Annotated in this window: 13 protein-coding genes, 1 tRNA gene and 2 rRNA genes; 10 read left to right on the forward strand and 6 right to left on the reverse strand. The window is 41.4% G+C overall.

The window, feature by feature from the left end:
• The first annotated feature begins 143 nt into the window (after nucleotides 1-143).
• The 4 genes from JGUZn3_RS03595 (at nucleotide 144) to JGUZn3_RS03610 (ending at nucleotide 5,720) form a co-directional block, all read left to right on the forward strand.
• Nucleotides 144-2,888 (forward strand): 23S ribosomal RNA (locus JGUZn3_RS03595).
• Between the two features lie 146 nt (nucleotides 2,889-3,034).
• Nucleotides 3,035-3,150 (forward strand): 5S ribosomal RNA (gene rrf / locus JGUZn3_RS03600).
• A 44-nt stretch (nucleotides 3,151-3,194) separates the two neighbouring features.
• A tRNA-Met gene (locus tag JGUZn3_RS03605) sits at nucleotides 3,195-3,271 on the forward strand.
• A 223-nt stretch (nucleotides 3,272-3,494) separates the two neighbouring features.
• Complete coding sequence (locus tag JGUZn3_RS03610; RefSeq protein ID WP_203414354.1) at nucleotides 3,495-5,720, forward strand: hypothetical protein; 2,226 nt, start codon at nucleotides 3,495-3,497, stop codon at nucleotides 5,718-5,720.
• A gap of 241 nt (nucleotides 5,721-5,961) precedes the next feature.
• On the opposite strand, the gene JGUZn3_RS03615 is transcribed toward JGUZn3_RS03610, so the two are convergent.
• The 3 genes from JGUZn3_RS03615 to JGUZn3_RS03625 all read right to left on the reverse strand — a co-directional run bounded on the left by JGUZn3_RS03615 (nucleotide 5,962) and on the right by JGUZn3_RS03625 (nucleotide 8,289).
• Nucleotides 5,962-6,801 carry a glycosyltransferase family protein gene (locus JGUZn3_RS03615; RefSeq protein WP_203414355.1) on the reverse strand — a complete coding sequence of 280 codons (840 nt, stop codon included), beginning with the start codon at nucleotides 6,799-6,801 and terminating at the stop codon, nucleotides 5,962-5,964.
• A 109-nt stretch (nucleotides 6,802-6,910) separates the two neighbouring features.
• A complete protein-coding gene (locus JGUZn3_RS03620; RefSeq protein WP_203414356.1) occupies nucleotides 6,911-7,504 on the reverse strand; it encodes a hypothetical protein in 594 nt (197 codons plus the stop codon).
• Nucleotides 7,465-8,289, reverse strand: a complete 825-nt coding sequence (locus JGUZn3_RS03625) for a hypothetical protein (RefSeq protein ID WP_203414357.1) — start codon at nucleotides 8,287-8,289, stop codon at nucleotides 7,465-7,467. Before JGUZn3_RS03625 ends, JGUZn3_RS03620 begins: the two co-directional genes overlap by 40 nt.
• A 74-nt stretch (nucleotides 8,290-8,363) precedes the next feature.
• Here JGUZn3_RS03625 and galE point away from each other — a divergent pair, with 74 nt between their 5' ends.
• The 4 genes from galE to JGUZn3_RS03645 all read left to right on the forward strand — a co-directional run bounded on the left by galE (nucleotide 8,364) and on the right by JGUZn3_RS03645 (nucleotide 13,491).
• Nucleotides 8,364-9,389, forward strand: a complete 1,026-nt coding sequence (galE, locus tag JGUZn3_RS03630; RefSeq protein WP_203414358.1) for a UDP-glucose 4-epimerase GalE — start codon at nucleotides 8,364-8,366, stop codon at nucleotides 9,387-9,389.
• A gap of 71 nt (nucleotides 9,390-9,460) precedes the next feature.
• Nucleotides 9,461-10,735 carry a discoidin domain-containing protein gene (locus JGUZn3_RS03635; protein WP_203414359.1) on the forward strand — a complete coding sequence of 425 codons (1,275 nt, stop codon included), beginning with the start codon at nucleotides 9,461-9,463 and terminating at the stop codon, nucleotides 10,733-10,735.
• Between the two features lie 144 nt (nucleotides 10,736-10,879).
• Nucleotides 10,880-12,106, forward strand: coding sequence for a discoidin domain-containing protein (locus tag JGUZn3_RS03640; RefSeq protein WP_203414360.1), 1,227 nt, complete (start codon nucleotides 10,880-10,882; stop codon nucleotides 12,104-12,106).
• A 131-nt stretch (nucleotides 12,107-12,237) separates the two neighbouring features.
• Nucleotides 12,238-13,491: a discoidin domain-containing protein gene (locus tag JGUZn3_RS03645; protein WP_203414361.1), complete on the forward strand. Its 1,254-nt coding sequence runs from the start codon at nucleotides 12,238-12,240 to the stop codon at nucleotides 13,489-13,491.
• A 132-nt stretch (nucleotides 13,492-13,623) separates the two neighbouring features.
• Here the strand turns inward: JGUZn3_RS03645 and cydB are convergent, their stop codons facing one another.
• The 3 genes from cydB to JGUZn3_RS03660 form a co-directional block, all read right to left on the reverse strand.
• Nucleotides 13,624-14,643, reverse strand: coding sequence for a cytochrome d ubiquinol oxidase subunit II (gene cydB / locus JGUZn3_RS03650; protein WP_203414362.1), 1,020 nt, complete (start codon nucleotides 14,641-14,643; stop codon nucleotides 13,624-13,626).
• Nucleotides 14,640-16,088 (reverse strand): cytochrome ubiquinol oxidase subunit I, encoded by a 1,449-nt coding sequence (locus JGUZn3_RS03655; protein ID WP_203414363.1) that lies wholly within the window; start codon nucleotides 16,086-16,088, stop codon nucleotides 14,640-14,642. The genes cydB and JGUZn3_RS03655 overlap by 4 nt, the downstream gene beginning before the upstream one ends.
• Nucleotides 16,089-16,264: 176 nt before the next feature.
• Nucleotides 16,265-17,593, reverse strand: coding sequence for a carbohydrate porin (locus tag JGUZn3_RS03660; protein WP_203414364.1), 1,329 nt, complete (start codon nucleotides 17,591-17,593; stop codon nucleotides 16,265-16,267).
• 991 nt (nucleotides 17,594-18,584) lie between these two features.
• Between JGUZn3_RS03660 and JGUZn3_RS03665 the strand changes: the two genes are divergently transcribed.
• Together JGUZn3_RS03665 and JGUZn3_RS03670 are read left to right on the forward strand one after the other, a co-directional pair.
• Nucleotides 18,585-18,860, forward strand: coding sequence for a hypothetical protein (locus JGUZn3_RS03665; RefSeq protein WP_203414365.1), 276 nt, complete (start codon nucleotides 18,585-18,587; stop codon nucleotides 18,858-18,860).
• Between the two features lie 149 nt (nucleotides 18,861-19,009).
• Nucleotides 19,010-19,945 (forward strand): carbohydrate kinase family protein, encoded by a 936-nt coding sequence (locus tag JGUZn3_RS03670; RefSeq protein WP_203414366.1) that lies wholly within the window; start codon nucleotides 19,010-19,012, stop codon nucleotides 19,943-19,945.
• The last annotated feature ends 258 nt before the right edge of the window (nucleotides 19,946-20,203 follow it).

The following is a 20,203-nucleotide window of genomic DNA, read 5'->3' on the forward strand; positions in this document are numbered from 1 at the left end:
TCTGTGGTTATGGGATGTTTCTGTGAAGGGGCATTTTGTAGTCATGGATTGTTAATCTGGTGGATTTGATACGTTCATGGATGAGAGAGAAGAGAGTCTTTTATTATGGGATATGTGTGGATGATTTCTGTGCATATTGTGTAAGGGAAGCAAGAGAAGGGCATTTGGTGGATGCCTTGGCATCAGGAGGCGATGAAAGACGTAGCACGCTGCGAAAAGCTGTGGGGAGCCGCGAGCAGGCTTTGATCCACAGATATCTGAATGGGGCAACCCACCCCTTTGGGGTATCATAATCTGAATTCATAGGGTTATGAGGCGAACCCGGGGAACTGAAACATCTCAGTACCTGGAGGAAAAGACATCAACAGAGATTCCGCTAGTAGTGGCGAGCGAACGCGGAGCAGGCCAGTAGCATGAGCTGTATTGAGCAGAACGGATTGGAAAGTCCGGCCAGAGACGGTGATAGCCCGGTATGTGGAGAGAGGTTTATGTTCTTGAGTAGGGCGGGACACGTGAAATCCTGTCTGAACATGGGGGGACCACCCTCCAAGCCTAAATACTCCCTGATGACCGATAGTGAACAAGTACCGTGAGGGAAAGGTGAAAAGCACCCCGACAAGGGGAGTGAAAGAGACCTGAAACCGAATGCCTACAAACAGTCGGAGCCTCTTATGGGGTGACGGCGTACCTTTTGTATAATGGGTCAGCGAGTTTCTGTTTGCAGCGAGCTTAAGCCGATAGGTGTAGGCGTAGCGAAAGCGAGTCTGAATAGGGCGTTAGTTGCTGGCAGAAGACCCGAAACCGAGTGATCTAGCCATGGCCAGGCTGAAGGTGTGGTAACACGCACTGGAGGGCCGAACCCACGCCTGTTGAAAAAGTCGGGGATGAGCTGTGGCTAGGGGTGAAAGGCCAATCAAACTCGGAGATAGCTGGTTCTCCGCGAAATCTATTGAGGTAGACCGTCATGTGTTTACTCTCGGGGGTAGAGCACTGGATGGGCTAGGGGGGCCCAAAGCCTTACCAAACCTAACCAAACTCCGAATACCGGGAAGTATAGCATGGCAGACAGACAGTGGGTGCTAAGGTCCATTGTCGAGAGGGAAACAGCCCAGACCACCAGCTAAGGCCCCTAAATCGTGGCTAAGTGGGAAAGGATGTGGGGATTCCAAAACAACCAGGAGGTTGGCTTAGAAGCAGCCATCCTTTAAAGAAAGCGTAATAGCTCACTGGTCTAATAGAAACCCTGCGCCGAAAATGTAACGGGGCTCAAGCCACGTGCCGAAGCTGTGGGTGCACATCATTTAGGTGTGTGCGGTAGCGGAGCGTTCCGTAGGTCTGTGAAGGAGACGGGGTGACCCTCTCTGGAGATATCGGAAGTGAGAATGCTGACATGAGTAGCGACAAACAGTGTGAGAAACACTGTCGCCGGAAGTCCAAGGGTTCCTGCGCAAGGTTAATCCGCGCAGGGTTAGTCGGCCCCTAAGGCGAGGGCGAAAGCCGTAGTTGATGGGAATCAGGTGAATAGTCCTGAACCTGCCAGAAGTGACGAATGTGAGATGTTGTTAGGCCTTATTGGATTGGTCTAGCTTTTTGAGCATTCCGGGAAATAGCTCTGGCGTATAGACCGTACCCGAAACCGACACAGGTGGACTGGTAGAGTATACCAAGGCGCTTGAGAGAACGATGCTGAAGGAACTAGGCAAATTGCTCGTGTAACTTCGGGATAAGCGAGACCTGTGAGTGGGCAACCATTTGCGGGTGGCACAGACCAGGGGGTAGCGACTGTTTATTAAAAACACAGGGCTCTGCGAAGTCGAAAGACGACGTATAGGGCCTGACGCCTGCCCGGTGCCGGAAGGTTAAGAGGAGGTGTGAGAGCACTGAATTGAAGCCCCGGTAAACGGCGGCCGTAACTATAACGGTCCTAAGGTAGCGAAATTCCTTGTCGGGTAAGTTCCGACCTGCACGAATGGCGTAACGACTTCCCCGCTGTCTCCAGCATCGGCTCAGCGAAATTGAATTCCCCGTGAAGATGCGGGGTACCCGCGGTCAGACGGAAAGACCCTATGAACCTTTACTGTAGCTTTGCAGTGGCATCAGGAGAAAGCTGTGTAGGATAGGTGGGAGGCTTTGAAGCGGAGGCGCCAGTTTCTGTGGAGCCAGCCTTGAAATACCACCCTGAATTTTTCTGATGTCTAACCGCATCCAGTTATCCTGGATCGGGACCCTGCATGGTGGGCAGTTTGACTGGGGCGGTCGCCTCCCAAAAAGTAACGGAGGCGCGCGATGGTGGGCTCAAGCCGGTCGGACATCGGCTGTTGAGTGCAATGGCATAAGCCCGCCTGACTGCGAGAGTGACAGCTCGAGCAGAGACGAAAGTCGGCCATAGTGATCCGGTGGTTCCACGTGGAAGGGCCATCGCTCAACGGATAAAAGGTACTCTAGGGATAACAGGCTGATCTCCCCCAAGAGTCCACATCGACGGGGAGGTTTGGCACCTCGATGTCGGCTCATCACATCCTGGGGCTGGAGCAGGTCCCAAGGGTTCGGCTGTTCGCCGATTAAAGTGGTACGTGAGCTGGGTTTAGAACGTCGTGAGACAGTTCGGTCCCTATCTGCCGTGGGTGTTGGAGATTTGAGAGGATTTGTCCTTAGTACGAGAGGACCGGGATGAACGCACCTCTGGTGCACCGGTTGTCGCGCCAGCGGCATGGCCGGGTAGCTAAGTGCGGACGGGATAATCGCTGAAAGCATCTAAGCGAGAAACCCACCTCAAAACAAGATCTCCCCATTAGGGCCGTGGTAGACCACCACGTTGATAGGCCGGGTGTGAAAGCGCAGTAATGTGTGAAGCTAACCGGTACTAATTGCCCAATTGGCTTACCCTTTATGGCCTGCTTGCAGGCCCATAATGTGCACAGAGACCATCTACACACAACCTTCTCATAATTTTATGGCCTTTCTGGCTCTCGCTTTGCTCTATCCTTAAACACCTCCATCCACCCGCACACAGTTTATCGGGTGGGCTTGATGACTTGGTGGCTATGGCGGGGAATGATCCACCCGATCCCATCCCGAACTCGGCCGTGAAATGCCCCAGCGCCTATGATACTGCGTCTTAAGACGTGGGAAAGTCGGTCGCCGCCAGGTCTTTAAGCCCACTCGACCCCCTAAGAGCTCATCAATACACCTAACGCGGGGTGGAGCAGCCCGGTAGCTCGTCAGGCTCATAACCTGAAGGTCACAGGTTCAAATCCTGTCCCCGCAACCAAAAAAATCATTCCATACAAGTTATAAAATATCCACCCTCAATGCTATATATTAGTATATTACAGAGGGGAATAGATCTCCTAACCATAATAATAATTACTGAGCAGGTAATGGGTAGGTTCTCCCATAAGTTATGTCTCTTTCGTGCCAGATTTTGTTATGGGGTCAATCTCATCCTTCCTTCTGCTTTTTGTAAGCTACACTTTCATAAAAAGGTAAAATTTATGTTTAAGAGGTTCAATTTTTTACTGTTTATAAATAGTTTTTTGTTTTTTACTCAAAATTCTTATGCTGAGAGTTCTAATTCTATTTTACGAATGACGACAGTTTCCAATCTTGTGGTTAATGATAGTAATAATAAACCACTTATTTGGTTGGGGCCTGGTGGAAATGAAGGTGATTATGATTTCTCATTTGCAGGTAAAGAACAAAATTTTATAGGTGGTTTTGATAAAAAGAATGGCTTAAAAGCATCTCAGTCATTATATATTTCAGGTAGACCCTATAGTGGATATCATATGGGGTGTACCTTGTGCGTTGTAACAACGGAAGATCCTTTTTCGCAAGGAGGAGGCCAGCCGGCTATTTCTCAAACGTTATCGGGAATACCTTCAGATATGTATGGTTCTGGAGTTGATCAGGTTGGTTTTTTTGAATATATCAACAATACGGCTGCTCGTATTATTGCTGACGTCGACCATTATGAGAATGATCGCGTTGTGTTTAAAACGCCATTAACACAAGATCAAATGTCACAAATACATCCTTTTATGATTATTCAAACTAACACTCTTGCCCCTAACATATCAGAAAAATCTAAAGAAGGTGAGCTTCCGTCTTTAAGAAATTATTCGGGTTATGTTAGCAATGCTTCTGATGCAATTACACAGAATTATATCAAAGTTATGAATTGGTTTGTTGTTGGTGAAAAAGATACATTTGGGAAAGTTCCTGATGCAGGGAATAAAGATGCGTTGGAACGTTGGTATTCCAATTATGGAAAACCAGTGGTGTTTATAGGTCAGCCTACAAAAAGTTTTGGACGTAATTTAGTTATGAAGTACAAGGGAGGAGGAACCAATGCTAAGTCTTTAATTCATTCTTTTGAAGGGGAGGAATTGGATATGATGATTTCTGATGAATATCGACCACATAGTATATCAATGCATGGAATGACTATTGGGGCTATTTCTTATACTAATTCTCTTGAAGGAACGGATATATTTACTAATGATAGTTGGGATTTAAAATTAGCAGGAGAGGTTCCAGAACATTTATTAATAGATGAAGGCTCTACTAATAATGTTATTAATTCTAATTCTTTATATGTGCATAGTTTTGAAGGGGTGGCAGGCAAGGGAAAAAGTATAGGTAATCATCTATTGTCACAAAAAAGAATTGGTTGGGAATATGACCAATTTAGTGACAAGAGTGATCAAACTGGTGCCGGGAATAGATTTCGTTTAGTAAATTATCTCTCTAAAGATACAGCTGCCAATAATTGGTCTGGAACTTCTATGCATTTGAGTTTGTTGATAGATGGTAATGAATCTGATATTGAATCGGGGGTTAATGAAGGAGAAATTATATGGAACCAGCAGGGTCAAAATAATGGGGGGATCAGTCTCTGTGGTGGTTCAGGTGTATGCGGTTTAGTTGAAAAATATGATGGGAGTATAATCTTAAATTCAACTTATCTAAAAAAAGGAGCAGTTTTGTCTTTTCAAGGAAATGACAATTCAGACGGTATTACTATTAATCGCACAGATGACAATAATCTTTTATTCAAGTCAAATATTTCTAATACAAAAATCGGCTTGCGTGGTTTGGATAGTATAACATTTAATGCTACAACTTATGATGATAGAATTGAAAAAGTTACAGGTCAGGGAGCTGTATTGGGATGGAATAATAGTAAAGCAGATTATAAGTCATACTTTGTTAATATTTCTCCTTCTACAAATAGTAATCTCGGTGGGTTTAAATTTTATAATGTTTTGAGTGGCACTACTATTCGAGACGTTGCCCCCATATTTGAAATCTCTTCTACTGGGTCAGTAACAACAAATAATGTTTTAGTAAAAGGTGATATCATTTTAGTTAATAGTGGTGGACTGAAAATTATTTCTCCTGGTACTGCTATTTCAGATGACAATCCTGTAGTTACAGCAGATGCTCGCGATAGTATTATATTTAAAACCGCTTCTGGTAGAGGAATTACAATTACTTCGAATCAGATTAAAGCTATTGATAGTATTAATGCAGGTAACAAATTAATTATAAAAGCAGTCACTTATAGCCAATTAGAAAAAAACCAGCTATTACAAGGGACTCAACAATATTGTTCTGATTGTTATTCAAGTGCAAACTCACACCATAAAAAAGGTATACCAGTTTGGTGGGATGGTTCTAACTGGACGGATTCACTTGGCGAAGTGATTCAACATTAAAAGGAGTTTTTGATATTAGGATTCATAGCTACCTAAATAGCTATGAATCTATCTAAAGATAGCTATGATTATGAATTTCATTATCTATAAAGGTTTTTTGCTAGGTTAGTAATAAAATAAATTATAAACAAATTTAAATAGTTAATTTTAAAAGTGATGTTTTGCTTTTTCTATGAAGATTTTCATAATTTTAGATAAAAAATTTTTTAAATTCAATGCTGATACTTTTTATATTTATACATTATGAAATAAAATTTATTTTTTTCAAATCGTTATATTCTTTAAGATAATTTTCCCATAATGGAACGTAATGAGCATAACCAGAAGTGTTTTGAAAAAACCAATGTCTCCAAGTATGAAAAGACGGATCATTTTCTCTATAAGTGGCATCTTCTAGTAATTTTCTTGAGGCAGCAGCTTTAGGTCCATGAAAATGAACTATACAAGTGTTTTCATTTTCTCCCCAATATGGTTTCCAATTATATTTACTAGATAAAGGACTCCAATTCTGATTATAAAATATTCTTAATAGCTCTTGATCATAACCTGATATGTAACGAAAATTATCACACATAAATTCAACTAATGCTAAATAATCATTGCGCAATCTTTCTAAATTTAAAATTATTACCCCTGAATTCATGTCTGAATAATAATCTTGTTGACCAAATTGCCCACATGCAGCAAAAATTTCTGGCTTGCAAAAATCCAATTGTGGGTTCTTGAGAAATAATACATCGCAGTCAGTATATAATACGTATTTTTCAACTCTTTCTATTAATGGTATATCTAAACGTAAAAAGGCACCAGCGGCAGTTTGCATATAATTAGGCCACTCTGGACGTTGTTGTGTTTGAGCTTGTTGTAATTTATCATAGAAAGTAATTCTGTGATAAATTACATTAACTCCAAAACTTTTCATTTCTTGTGTAAAATCACATTCGTTACCATCAAAAAGCAAATTTGCTTCTAATGTTGTATTTTTTTTTGCTGATAGTATAGCTACTTTAATACAATCACTAAAACCATGGTCTGGATCGTTATTTAAAGTTTCCTGAGTAATTGCAAAAAACCATTTCATTTTAAGTTCCTTAATTGTTAGGTAGTGCAGAACTTGAAAATTAAATCTTTTTTTGGTGAAGTGCAATATTAGAATTTGGTTGAATATAATGATTATATTTTTATAATAGTTATGTACAGTTAAGTTGTACAAAAATTTTGTGATCTAGTAAATTCGTATAGTTTACGTAAAACTCTCCTTGTGGAGTAGATGAGACATAGCCATATGGAGTTTTAAGAGCCCAAGTATTTTTGGTAATGGGTTCAGTTTTTAATATTTGATTGTTATTTTCTATATCTATGGTATCTATCAAAGATATATCACCAGCATCATTAAGAATTTTCAATCCAAATATATGCTCTTCGAATATTACTATAGGTGTATATGTAGAATTAATCATCATTATTTGAATAGGCCAAATCCATTCAGACATATAGTTTAATTGATATGAAACTAATTTTTTCTTTTTAGGAGAAAAACCTAATAAAAGGCCATGATAGCCAATAATTAAATTTAATGATATTCTCGACGGTATTTTATATTTATGATTTTCTAAAGTATCTAACCAGTAGTAAGAAAAAATATATTTATATAGATCAAATGCTTCTTGTTTATACCCTTTTTTAATAAGAGAATAGATTGTTGAAGAGATTAATATATTATCTTTTAATATAGGTTGATCGTTTATATTTTTTTGGATTTTTGGATTTTTGGATTTTTCCAAAAATTACTTTTTAATACTCTATAAGTTAGTAAAGGATGTTGCCTATGTCCTAAACGTAGGCGATGGTAAATATTTGTAATATTATGTCTTCTAACATATGAGATTTTTTCTTTAAGTTTATCAAATGTTATTCTTCCTAAAGAAAAATAAATCATTTCGTGATAGATATCACTTCTTCTAAATGAAAGTGGTATAAGATGTAAAGCATAAAAAATAGGGATAAATAATAGATTATTATTTCTTGGTTTTTCTTCAAAAAAGCGTATGAGTTCTTCTTTCATCAACTTATCTGTAAGATTATAAGGGTCAAAAAGTACAATCGTTTTTTTCTCTATTGATTCGTTTTTATTAAAATTACCTCTCCAAATGCTATTGAAATGATTAATGTGATTAGAAGATAAATTGTATTTGCTTTTGTAATACTCTATATCAATTTTGAAACTAGGTGCAAAAGAAAATACACAATCAAGATTTAATGATTTTGCGTAATATATGGCTGCAAATCCTCCAGCAGAGAAACCAATTCCTATGCTGTGTTGGTAATTTTGTGTTATTATACTAAGAGCTTTTTTTAAAGCATTTTTCATATATGACGATGTGTACCAACTTCGTTTTTTACTTGTAAAACCAATGCATGATATTTTATGTTTTAAACAATATCCTTTCAAAAAATATTCTGTTTCAGAATTGTTTTCCTCACCTATGCCCATGAAGGTTACTATTACATAGTTAGTATCTCCAGATTCATAATGCACAACTATGTCTTCTGAATTATAAATAATCATTTTATCTCCTAAAAATTAATATATAAATATGATATGTTGATTAAAAATTAATGTGGAATAGTGAGATATTATTGATGGGTAAATATTTGGTTACAGGAGGAGCAGGTTACGTAGGTATACACGTTGTTCTGGCTTTATTAGAAGCAGGACATGAAGTTGCAGTTTTAGATAATCTTAGTAGAGGTCATCGTAAATATATTCCAAAATTGGTTGAGTTTTTTAAAATTGATTTAGCAGATAAAGTCGGGGTAGAACAAGTAGTTGCTTCTCAACCGTGGGATGGAGTTTTGCATTTTGCTGCGCTTTCCCTCGTGGGGGAAAGTATGCGAGATCCGTTTTTATATTTACGCCAAAACTATATGAATTCTCTTAATCTTATAGAAGCGTGTGTCAAGCATGGGATCAAACGGTTTGTTTTTTCCTCTACAGCGGCTTTGTTTGGCGGGGTCCAAACCCCTCCTATAGCCGATACAGCGCCTATAGATCCTGGCTCGCCCTATGGAGAAAGTAAATTTATGATAGAGCGTGTCTTGGTATGGGCAGAGCGTGTCTATGGGATGTATAGTGCTAGTTTACGGTATTTTAATGCCGCAGGTGCCGACCCTAAAGGCCGAGCCGGTGAAGACCATACGCCTGAAACTCACCTTATTCCTTTAACCATTGATGCAGCTTTGGGGTATAACTCTGGCTTAAAGGTGTTTGGCAATAATTACCCTACCCGAGATGGAACCTGTGTAAGGGATTATATTCATGTGAATGACCTGGCCAGTGCCCATCTTTTAGCGATGGAGCATATCAAGGGTCGCTCGGTGCGATATAATCTGGGAAATGGGCAAGGGTTTACCAATCTTGAAGTGATCCAAAGCGTTGAGCGGGTCACAGGGAAGAAAGTTCCCTGGGAATGGGCTGCTCCTCGCTTTGGGGATCCAGATGTGCTTGTTGCAGATTCAGCACGTATACGCCAGGAATTGGGATGGAAACCGGAATATACTGTCCTTGATCAGATTATTGAAACGGCTGTTCGGTGGCGTGTGGCTCATCCCAATGGGTATTCCTCACTTAAACAAAAATTGTTAGTAGGGAATAGTAAGCATATATGAAAAATAACAAATATAGCTATTTATATTAAAGTCTAAATTTCACATTAATTATTTAAAAGAAATATATAATTATGTATTCAAAGAATGAATCAAGAATAATCATTTCAAATGATAACTATGAAGTAACGTATTTAGACAGATTCTCATCAAATGTAAGTATTGTATTTTCCAGTGCGGGGGGGGTTGCCCTAGCTCAGCCGGTAGAAGAATTTAAAAAGACAATCACCCAGTTTGATACGTCCTATATTTTTGTTCGTTCTGTGCATTTGGATTGGTATAATAACAGAAATGCTATAAAAACCTTTGAACAGGTGGCAGAGTTTTGCAAAGATTTTGAAAAAATCTACGTTCTTGGTGAAAGTCATGGGGGATCGGGGGCATTATTATTCTCTGAATTTTGCCCCAATATTTACAGGATATTGGCTTTTGTGCCCCAATACTCGGCCTTGCCCTCCTTTTGTAAATGGTATGGTCCCTTAAGTGTTGTTGATGGCGTTATTAAAGAATTTATTTTTTCTGATTACTCGCGGGAAGAAGCCCTTTCCAAATCTGTATTGATTTTTCCAGCCTGGAGCTATGAAGATGCCCTGCATGGTCGCTTCTTCAAATCTGACGGGTTTGATGTTGTTTTTTTGAAAACACATGCCCATGCCATGGCCGCCTTCTTAAAGTTGTTTGAAAGTAAAAATTACCTTCAGCAGGTGATGCGTGCATTCTATGATAGTAATTTTGAGTTTTCTGCAAAGAATTATCTCAATTTGTTACATCCCTTAGCAGAAAGATCTTTTAAACCCTATGTTCATTGGATTGGCGATCGGACAGCCCCCCACGAGCTCTTCATTAAAAAACCCTCTTACCCTTTGATCTCTCAGGGGAAAAAAGCCACTCAAAGTTCATTTTCTGAGCAATTCTCCCAAGAAAAGAGCCCAGAGAAGGATGCGGAGAGGGTTTTAAATGAACCCTTAACTGAGAAATATAATAATCATACTGGTATGGAGCCCGCGCCATGGTGGCAGGTTGATCTTGGTGAGATATACCATGTCCGACACATCATCATCTATAATCGTGGAGATGAGATTGATTGGGCAATGCGTTTTTTACAGTTTACGATTATGGTTTCAGAGAATGGCCATATCTGGCGTACCTTATATAAAAAAACAAATAATGAGCCTGTGGGAGGCCTTTATGGAAAGCCCTTCAGCTTGCCGTGCTCTATTATGGCACGGTTTGTTAAGATAGTGCTGAATGCTCATAACGTATTAAACCTTGCGCGCGTGGAAATTTATGGTGAAACGGTTGTGAGTGAGGTGAGGGGTAATGATGAAGTGCATTTTTTGAGAGAATAAATATTCAATAATAATAATTTTTGTTAAGAAACGATAATAAGATTTTTTCGGAATCGAGACTGAAAATCAGTAGCTAAGGCTAAAAGAGTATCCGAAGAAAAAACAATATCAAAAAAAACAATATTAAAGGTAAAGGGGCTTAGTATGGACCATAAAACACTGATATCGAACGACCATTATGAGGTGACGTTTACAGAATTAACTTCTCCCAATGTGACCATTGTATTTTCCAGTGGGGGAGCCTTAGCCTTAGCCCAACCTGTAGAAGAATTTAAGAAAACCATTTCTCATTTCAATACCTCTTATATTTTTGTCCGCTCCCTTCATCTGGATTGGTACAATAATAGGGATTCCATTAAAACTTTTCAGGCGTTAGCGCAATTTTGCCGGGAGCGCCAGTTTGAGCGCGTATACGCTTTGGGCGAAAGCCTTGGTGGCTCAGGGGCCTTGTTATTTGCAGAATTTTATCCAGAAGTTCATAGAATTCTTACATTCAGTGCACAGTATTCCGCTCTGCCACCCTTTTGTAAATGGGGTGGGCCACTGGGGGGTGTTGATGGGGCCATTCATGAATTTATTTTCTCGGATTATTCTCGTAAAGAAGCGCTTTCCAAGGCTGTTTTACTTTCTCCCTCCCAGGGGTTGGAAGATATTATGCATGCGCGCTTCTTCAAATCTGATGGGTTTGAAGTGGTGTTCTTGAAAACGCGAGAGCATGCTTTAGCCGCCTTTTTAAAAAATTATTCAGCAGGCCGAAATTACCTTATTGAAGTGATGACCGCCCTCTATGATGAAGATTTTGATTATTCTGCCGAAGGCTATTCGGATCTTCTCCATACTATGGTTGAAAAATATTATAAGCCCTACGTTCATTGGATTGGGAATATTGCCGCACCGTATGAGGTTTATTTAGAAAAACCAGTCTACCCTCTGATTTCAGAAGGCAAAAAGGCAACTCAAAGTTCCATCAGCGGCTATTCAAAAATCCAAAATATTGAAGGGGATGCTACTGAGGTTCTTACAGCCCCGCTTGGTCGGTCTTTTAGTAACCATACAGATATGGAACTTACCCCATGGTGGCAGGTTGATTTGGAAAAGCCTTATACCATTCGGCAAATTATTGTTTTTAACCGCAGCGATCAGATTGATTGGTCTATTCGTCTTTTACACTTGACCATTCTTGTTTCTGAAGATGGGCATGCGTGGCGTACGCTCTATAAGAAAGTGGATACTGAGCCCGTTGGGGGGCAATATGGTAAACCCTTAAGTGTCGAGTGCTCGACTGTAGCGCGCTATGTTAAAATTGTACTGAATTCAAAAAATGTTCTCAATCTGGCTCGTGTCGAAGTCTATGGTGAGGCCGTACTATAAAAGCTCCCATATTCGGTTAAGCTGTTTTTTTAAACAGCCTAGAAAAAACAATGTCGGGGAAAAAGGCATAATAACCGCCTTAGAAAAAGGTAAGGAAGTTATGCCTGAAAGAATAAAAGGGGTTTGGTTTGATGGAAGCAAAGATAATAATACAGAATGAAAATTATGAGATTAGCTATCTAGATCGGTCTTCTCCTAATGTGACTGTGGCATTTGCCAGTGAGGGGAGTAATGCTTTTTCGTTACCTTTAAAAGAGTTCGTAGAAGAATTTTCAGATTTTAATAGCTCTTTTATATTTGTTCGATCCCTTCATTTGGATTGGTATAATAATCGCAATGTTTATAAGACATTTCGTGCTCTGGCAAAATTTTGCAAAGGGTTTGAAAAAGTTTATGCTTTAGGAGAAAGCATTGGGGGATCAGGGGCTTTATTATTCTCCGAGTTTTATCCAGATCTCCACAGAATTTTAGCGCTTTGTCCCCAATATTCCGCTTTGCAGCCTTTTTGTAAATGGTATGGGGCCCTAAGTGTAGTGGACGGCGAAGCGATAAAGGAATATGTCTTTTCGGATTATTCTCGCCCTCAAGCTCTTGGCAAATCTGTCTTACTTCTTCCTGCCTGGGGTTATGAAGATGCCTTACATGGTCGTTTTTTTAAGTCTGATGGATTTGATGTTGTTTTTCTTAAAACCACAGAGCATCCAATGGCCAACTATTTTCTTACGGTTGATAGTAGCCGGAATTATTTGCAAGAAATCCTTGCAGGCTTATATAATGATGAGTTTGCTTTTACAGCAAAAGCCTATAAAAACATGCTGCATAAGTTGGTGGAAGACTCTTTTAAGCCCTATGCGCGTTGGATAGGAAACCACACTGCTCCTTCCAATGTCTATATCGATAAACCCTCCTACCCGCTTATCTCCGAGGGAAAAACAGCCACGCAAAGTTCCGTTTGTGAGCATTCCTTAGCGCGGGATGTTGTAGGGGATGCAGAGCGTTTGTTAAAAGAACCCCTGACGCGCTTTTATAATAACCATACAGCGTATGAAGAGCATCCCTGGTGGCAGATAGATCTTGGGAAAGTTTATCAGGTTAAGCATATTATATTATATAATCGTAGCGATGCTATGGATTGGGCCTTTCGTTTTTTAAAGTTTTCAATCATCGCTTCAGAAGATGGCCATATATGGCACACTCTGGTGAAGAAAACAGATAATGAAATTGTCGGAGGAGAATATGGAAGACCCTTTAGCTTGCCATGCTCTATCAAGGGGCGTTATATCCGCGTTATTTTGGATTTACCCAATGTTTTGAACATCGCCAGGGTAGAGGTCTATGGGGTTGAGAGCGAGGATTCCGCTTTACAAAAAACAAGTGCCAGTTAGAACAAGAGCGTTAGAGCTTGAGCTCACGTAAGAGGGCGTTGGCCTACGGGTTAGGACCTTGTTGGTGAGGAAAAGAAGAAAAGGCCTATTCTCTGAAAAAAGAATAGGCCTTTAATCTGTGCGGGGTCAAACTCAATGATAAAAATCGTGTTCGGTGACTTTCCCCCGAAATACCCAATATGAATAAAGGGTATAAATCAGGATAAGAGGGAGCAGTATAGCCGTACCAAACAGCAGGAACCCTTGGCTATAAGGTGATGAAGAGGCCTCCCAAATGGTGATACTGGGGGGAACAATATAAGGCCATATAGAAATGCCCAGCCCCGAAAAACACAGAAAAAATAAGAAGAGGCTACAGAAAAAGGGCATGGCATGCAGTTTATGATAAATACCAAAATAGACCCCAAAAGCTGCGAGAACCACGCAGAGCGGAACAGGAAGAACAAAAAGAATATGGGGCCAGCTGAACCAGTTTCTCATATAGGTTTCATTGAGGAAAGGGGTCCATAAACTCACGATCCCGATACAGATCACGAGTAGGGCAGTAAGCAGCCATGACAGTTTTCTATTATATTCAGCCAGTGCTCCTTCTGTTTTCATAATAAGCCACGTACTGCCTAAAAGGGCATACCCAACAATAACAGAAAAACCACATAGCAGGCTGAAAGGGGTTAACCACTCGTAATGGGAGCCTGCAAAATGTTGCCCATCAATGGTAATTCCCTGGATAAGAGCCCCAAGCACAATGCCTTGGCAGAAGGCGGTTAGGCACGACCCAGCCATAAAGGCAAAGCCCCAATATTCCCGAGCTTGAGGAGAGTGGACTTTAAAGCGAAATTCAAAAGCCACGCCTCGGAATATCAAAGCCAGGAGCATGGTAATAATGACCGGGTAAAAGGCTGAAAGGATAATGCTATAGGCCATAGGGAAGACCCCAAACAAGGTTGCTCCCCCAAGCACCATCCAGGTTTCGTTTCCATCCCATATAGGGGCAATGGTGTTAAGCATAATATTGCGGTGAGTAGGGTTTTTCTCCACAGCAAAGAGAATTCCGATGCCGAGATCAAAACCATCTAGGAGGATATAGGTCAGTATCGCAATGGCTGCAATGCCTGACCATATGATGGGAATCCAGTATTCAGCGCCACTCATGACTCTATTCCTCTCTTAACGGTGGTATTGGTAAGGGCCTGGGTCGCTGTATTGGCTTGTGCCTGAAAAAGGGAGTGGTCTTTCCCATAGGTCGTACTGCCTGGGCCTTCATAAGGGGCGGGGAGTTTACCCATCATTCTCATGAGGATAAAAATGCCGGAACCGAACACAATAAAATACACAATGGCAAAAGCCGTCATTGAGGTGCTGACCATGGCAAGGCTAATGTTGGAAGCGCTATGCTCCGTTCGAAGAAGACCGTAAATAGTATAAGGCTGGCGGCCCACTTCTGTGGTAACCCACCCGCATAACAGGGCTAAAAACCCAGCTGGGCCCATAAGGAGCGCCCATCTCACCAGAAGGGGCGAGTCAAACAGGTTTCCTTTTATACGGCACCACAGGGCATACAGGCCAAAAAGAGCCATAAGAATGCCGAGGCCAACCATGAGTCTAAAGGCAAAAAACACGACAGGCACGGGTGCACGGTCCTGTTTGGGGAAGTCTTTTAACCCAGGTACCGTTCCATCCAGGCTATGGGTGAGGATAAGAGAGCCTGCGAGGGGGAGTTCAATAGCATATTTGGTTTGCTCGGCTTCCATATCAGGAAGGCCGAAAAGAATAAGACCCGCCCGTTTGGAGGTTTCCCAATGCCCTTCTATAGCTGCCAATTTGGCAGGCTGGTAATGCAGTGTGTTCAGCCCATGGGCATCGCCTGCCAGTAATTGGAGGGGGCCCGCAATAACGATAAGGCCCGTAGCCATGGCAAACATTGTTTTTACCGTTTGGGGCAAAGGCTTGTTCTGTTTTTTATGTGCCAGGATATGGAAGGCTGCGACCGCTGAAACCGTTAGGGCTACACATAAGAAACACGCCAAAGCCATATGAACCAAACGATAGGGAAAGGAGGGGTTGAAGATGATATGCAGCCAGTTCTCGGGAAGAAAACGCCCAGTTCCTGGTTCGATCATATAGCCTTGGGGGGTTTGCATCCAGGAATTGGAGGCCAGGATCCATGTCATGGAAATGAGGGTGCCAAGCGAGACCATACAGGTTGAAAAAAAATGGATCCCTTTGCTGACACGGCCCATCCCAAAGAGCATAATGCCAAGAAAACCGGCTTCAAGAAAAAAGGCTGTAAGTACTTCATATCCCAGAAGGGGACCAGTAATAGCACCAGCTTTTTGTGAGAAATTGGCCCAGTTGGTGCCAAATTCGTAACTCATGACAACCCCAGAGACAACCCCCATGCCAAACCCCACCGAAAATATCTTCAGCCAGTAATGGTAAAGGTCAAGATAGGTACTGCGTTTGGTTATAAGCCATAACCCTTCGAGTGCGGCCAGATAAGCTGCCAAGCCAATGGACAAGGCCGGAAAAACGATGTGTACACCAATAGTAAAGGCAAATTGTACACGTGCGATGAGGAGCGCCGTGACATCAACCATATATTTGTTCCTTATTGTGTTAACATAGCCTGAAGCGTAATAAAGACCTAAAGCATAATAAATATATAGGCTCAAATGTCCAAAACGGTATAAAAAATACCATAGCCGAACAGATGTATCTCACCTAAAAATAACAGGAATTATTATAAAGAATCTGCTGGGAATAGGGTAGTGTTTTAGAAGATTTTGTTGAAATCAATTAACATCATCATTCCGATCACAACGGCATTTTTGGGTTTTCGGTTGCTCTGGAGATTAGTAAAATTATTGGGGTTGAAGGCATATTGCACAGAGGGCTGAAATAAAACGCCAGGAACCACCTGAAATTGCGTAAGAAGTGTTAAGATATAAGAAGAACGTTTAATATCAACGCCATATTCCCTAAAGGCTCGGTATTGCTGCTTGCCCGCACGAGACCAATGAAGTTGGAGGCCTATCTTGTCATCAGGAATACCAGGAACCAAGGAGTTGAGGGTAAAGCCTGCTATGGCATCTTGGGCAATGAGGTCGTAGGATTCAAATCCAGAGCCGAGCGTGCCGTAAACAGAGAGGGCTCTTCCGTTTTTCTCCCGTTCTTTCCATATCTCCTGGGAGAAGCCGGCTAAAACCCCTGTTCCACGACTGTGAGTGATCAGCGGTTTGGGTTTTCCATAAACATTGAGACCGCCATTATAGAATGGATCAGGGGCGGTTGAGCCATTATAGTACGCCATAAGGCCGTAATAATTATTGTATTCGCTTGATTTGTCGCTATAAGCCAGCTGGGTTATCCCTGTGGCACCAATAGCGTTTTTGGTGCTAAATTGTGTGCCATGGGTTAAACCTTCACTGGGGTTGATTTCAGAGGCCCCCATCCGTAAGGTCCAGTCTTTATCGATATTATAGGTTATAACCCCTGCCCAGTGAGAGGTCGTTATTGGGGCGATATTGATATTATATATCCAGATATTGGAAAAACAGGTCAGGATAGAGGTACAAATATCTGGTGTAAAATAGCGGATTAAGTTTGTTCGTCCGGCCTCTACGGTCAGGGTGTCTTTAATAAGGGTTTGCTCATAGGTTAGCATCTGTAAGGCGTACGAGCGAATTAAATGGGGGTGCTGGTAAGAAAGGGTCATATCCCCTATTTGGGAATCCCACCCCAGAACGTTATTACGAAAAATATATTGTCCCCATTGAAAATGGATTTGGCCGCCTTGCCACCCTATCATCTTTTCCAGATTAGCGTTGACATTAAAGAAAAGGGCGTTGGCATTAGCGCTGTTTCTGGGCTCAAGGCCACCTGCAACGTTTGAGACAACACCTCCAAAGCCAATCACGCCAAACGTAAGGCCATAAGGGGAAATGAGGTTGTTAATTTGAGAGAGAAACTTGTATTCTGGGATGTCTGTACTGTCTGATGGTTGTGTGTGGATGGCACTCAGCTTCTGGCTTACGGAGAAGTTCTGCTCTTTTGTCTCTTTGGCGTGGGTTAAAGAGGGGAAAGAGGCAAGACAGATAACCACCAGGAAACCCCAGCTTTTTAATAAGGCTAAGTTTTTCATATAGGATAATAAGGCTGTTTATTGCGATCACAACAAAAAATTGGGGCAGTCAATAGGGGGTGGTTAGGATATAAAAGCATGAATGAAATCTTACGGTCAATTTTATCAATTATTTTATAATACTGTAAATAGCACCACTTGTTTATAACAAAAATGTAAAAGAAAAATTTTGTTTTGTTGTAAAATTAGGGAGCACTTCCATAAAAGTGGGGAGGTTGTTCCAAGACAATTGCTGGGGTCTTATACTGCTTTCGATGAACAACACCGTATATGCTATGAATGATAAGGCCTCCTTGGCTTTAAGACATTGCCATAGCAGGGTAGGCAGTACGAACGATTTTTACGGCCCCTCCATTTCTTTTCCGATATTAGAATGGTAAAAAGGCCAGATCATTCACCTTCATTTTCTCCTTTTGGTAAAGCCCTGGCCGGTCATCTGGCCAGTCTTTAAGAGTATTACGGTCTGATCTTTATTCCTGTTTACGGCTCTATTCCACTCTGAACTTGTTCATCCCAGGAGGATGATAGCCCTCGCGAGAGGCTTTATAAAGCAGGCAGAGAACAAAGAGGTCCGCCTAAGCGTAATACTCTTTTTGTGCAGGCTCATTCTTACGGAATTCCGAAGGAAGAGAGAGAACATTGATCATGAAGAGTGTTTAATCCGTTTTTTATTTCAAGTTTGGTGGTGTTGGCTTCGCCATTAATAAAGATTTTTTTCCAGGTTAGTCCAGGTCAGTCCATGCAAGTAATGAATAAAATAAATTATATCATTTACGATTTGAATAAAATAAATTATAAATAAATCTATAAATGGTTAATAATTTGCTAAGGGTTTAAATGCCTGTTATGTCAAGTTAAAAACCCTTTATTGTTTATCTCTGCTTACCTCTTCAGATCGAATAAGTAATAATAAAAAGTGTTGACTAAATTAACGATTAAAGGATTTTTATAGATGCGTGATCTATCTGTACATGAAACTGAAACCGTTTCTGGTGGTTTTTACTTTACTTCTCCTCTTATCGGTGCAGCCATTGGCGCTGTATTAGGCAATGGTAGTGCACAAGCGATGGCTTTAGGTTCTGGAATTGGCGCTATCCTTCTAACTCCCTATTGCCCACTGCATTGGATTTATGGCCTTACAGCCATTGCTACCGCTTTTGGTCTAGATAACGGCAATAATACTGCTCATGGAACAGAAACAACCCCTGCAGCTACCGCTGCGGCCTAAAAATTAGGGGGGTACCATATTTCCCCTTTACAAAAGGGGAAATATGTTTTTAGTCTTTAACGGGTTCAAAATATTTTTTTGATATTTGAGTGAAATATTTTAAGATGTTTGTGAGTTTAGTATTTTATTGATAATTTTATAGGCTCTCCATGATTGTAGTATGTGGCGATGTGCTGATCGACTTCATCCCTGTAGAAACCAAAACAGGGAGTATGGCGTACTCTCCAGTTGCAGGGGGTTCATGCAGCAATATTGCTACTGCCATTGGGCGCTTGGGTGGAAAAGTCTCTTTCATGGGGGGAGTATCAACCGATTTTTTTGGTGATATGCTCATTGACCGTATGGTAGAGGCGGGTGTTGATACACGGTATATCGCCCGAAACGGGCATGGTTCAACCCTCGCTTTTGTCAAGCTCGAGGCAACAGATGCCCGTTATGCATTTTTTGATGAAAATTCGGCTTCCCAATTGTGGGAGCGCTCCATGTCTCCACCCTTTACGGAGGATGTTGAGCTGATCCATATTGGCTCAACCTCTCTTATAGAAATGCCGATTGCTGCTTCATGTGAAGCGATGTTTAAAGCAGAGCATGGTAAAAAATTATTGTGCATTGATCCGAACTGCCGACCAACCCTGACAAAAAACGTCCATGTCTATCGTGAACGAATTGCTCGCTTAATGGGTATGGCAGATATTATTAAACTTTCATTAGACGATCTGGAGTACGTCCTGCCAAATGTTGCTCCGGAAGAAGCTGCAAAACGTTGGCTCAATGGTGGGGCAAGTATGGTGGTTATAACCCGAGGGATTTTGGGGGCTCTCGGTTTCTTTAAAGATCAACCCATGGTGGTTGTTCCCCCAGCAGAAGCACGGAATGTGGTTGATACGGTGGGAGCGGGGGATACATTTATTGGCTCTCTTCTGGCCTTTTTCCAGGCTCGGGGTGTGTTGAACAAAGCCAAATTCCATCAGATCACTTCTAAAGATATGGAAGAAGCTCTAGCTTATGCCGCAAAGGTTGCGGCCATGGTGTGTGAGCGTCAAGGTGCTAATCCACCTTGGAAGAAGGAAGTGGACGCTCGCTAACCCCGAGAAGGATCGTTTGCCATAATAAAAAAGCACTCTCTTATAAAAGGGATTATTTTTTTGCCCTCGTTTAAAAGAAGGTTTTGTTTTTTTATATTACCTAATAGCATTCTATTTTAGCCTATGGCAATAATGCATACTTTTGAAAAACATATGCCGGAGCCAAACTGAGTGAGGGTTAGCAACAGAAACAGGGCTTAACAGCAAACCATAACAGCCCAAAAGGCAGTGGAATTGGACTTGATCCAGTGAGTAGGT

The organism is Entomobacter blattae (genome assembly GCF_014672835.1).
GTDB classification, from domain to species: Bacteria; Pseudomonadota; Alphaproteobacteria; order Acetobacterales; family Acetobacteraceae; genus Entomobacter; species Entomobacter blattae.

Coding starts and splice junctions, on each gene's coding strand:
- JGUZn3_RS03610 (WP_203414354.1), top strand. CDS start 3,495: ATGTTTAAGAGGTTCAATTTTTTACTGTTTATAAATAGTTTTTTGTTT.
- JGUZn3_RS03615 (WP_203414355.1), bottom strand. CDS start 6,801: ATGAAATGGTTTTTTGCAATTACTCAGGAAACTTTAAATAACGATCCA.
- JGUZn3_RS03625 (WP_203414357.1), bottom strand. CDS start 8,289: ATGATTATTTATAATTCAGAAGACATAGTTGTGCATTATGAATCTGGA.
- galE (WP_203414358.1), top strand. CDS start 8,364: ATGGGTAAATATTTGGTTACAGGAGGAGCAGGTTACGTAGGTATACAC.
- JGUZn3_RS03635 (WP_203414359.1), top strand. CDS start 9,461: ATGTATTCAAAGAATGAATCAAGAATAATCATTTCAAATGATAACTAT.
- JGUZn3_RS03640 (WP_203414360.1), top strand. CDS start 10,880: ATGGACCATAAAACACTGATATCGAACGACCATTATGAGGTGACGTTT.
- JGUZn3_RS03645 (WP_203414361.1), top strand. CDS start 12,238: ATGGAAGCAAAGATAATAATACAGAATGAAAATTATGAGATTAGCTAT.
- cydB (WP_203414362.1), bottom strand. CDS start 14,643: ATGAGTGGCGCTGAATACTGGATTCCCATCATATGGTCAGGCATTGCA.
- JGUZn3_RS03655 (WP_203414363.1), bottom strand. CDS start 16,088: ATGGTTGATGTCACGGCGCTCCTCATCGCACGTGTACAATTTGCCTTT.
- JGUZn3_RS03665 (WP_203414365.1), top strand. CDS start 18,585: ATGCGTGATCTATCTGTACATGAAACTGAAACCGTTTCTGGTGGTTTT.
- JGUZn3_RS03670 (WP_203414366.1), top strand. CDS start 19,010: ATGATTGTAGTATGTGGCGATGTGCTGATCGACTTCATCCCTGTAGAA.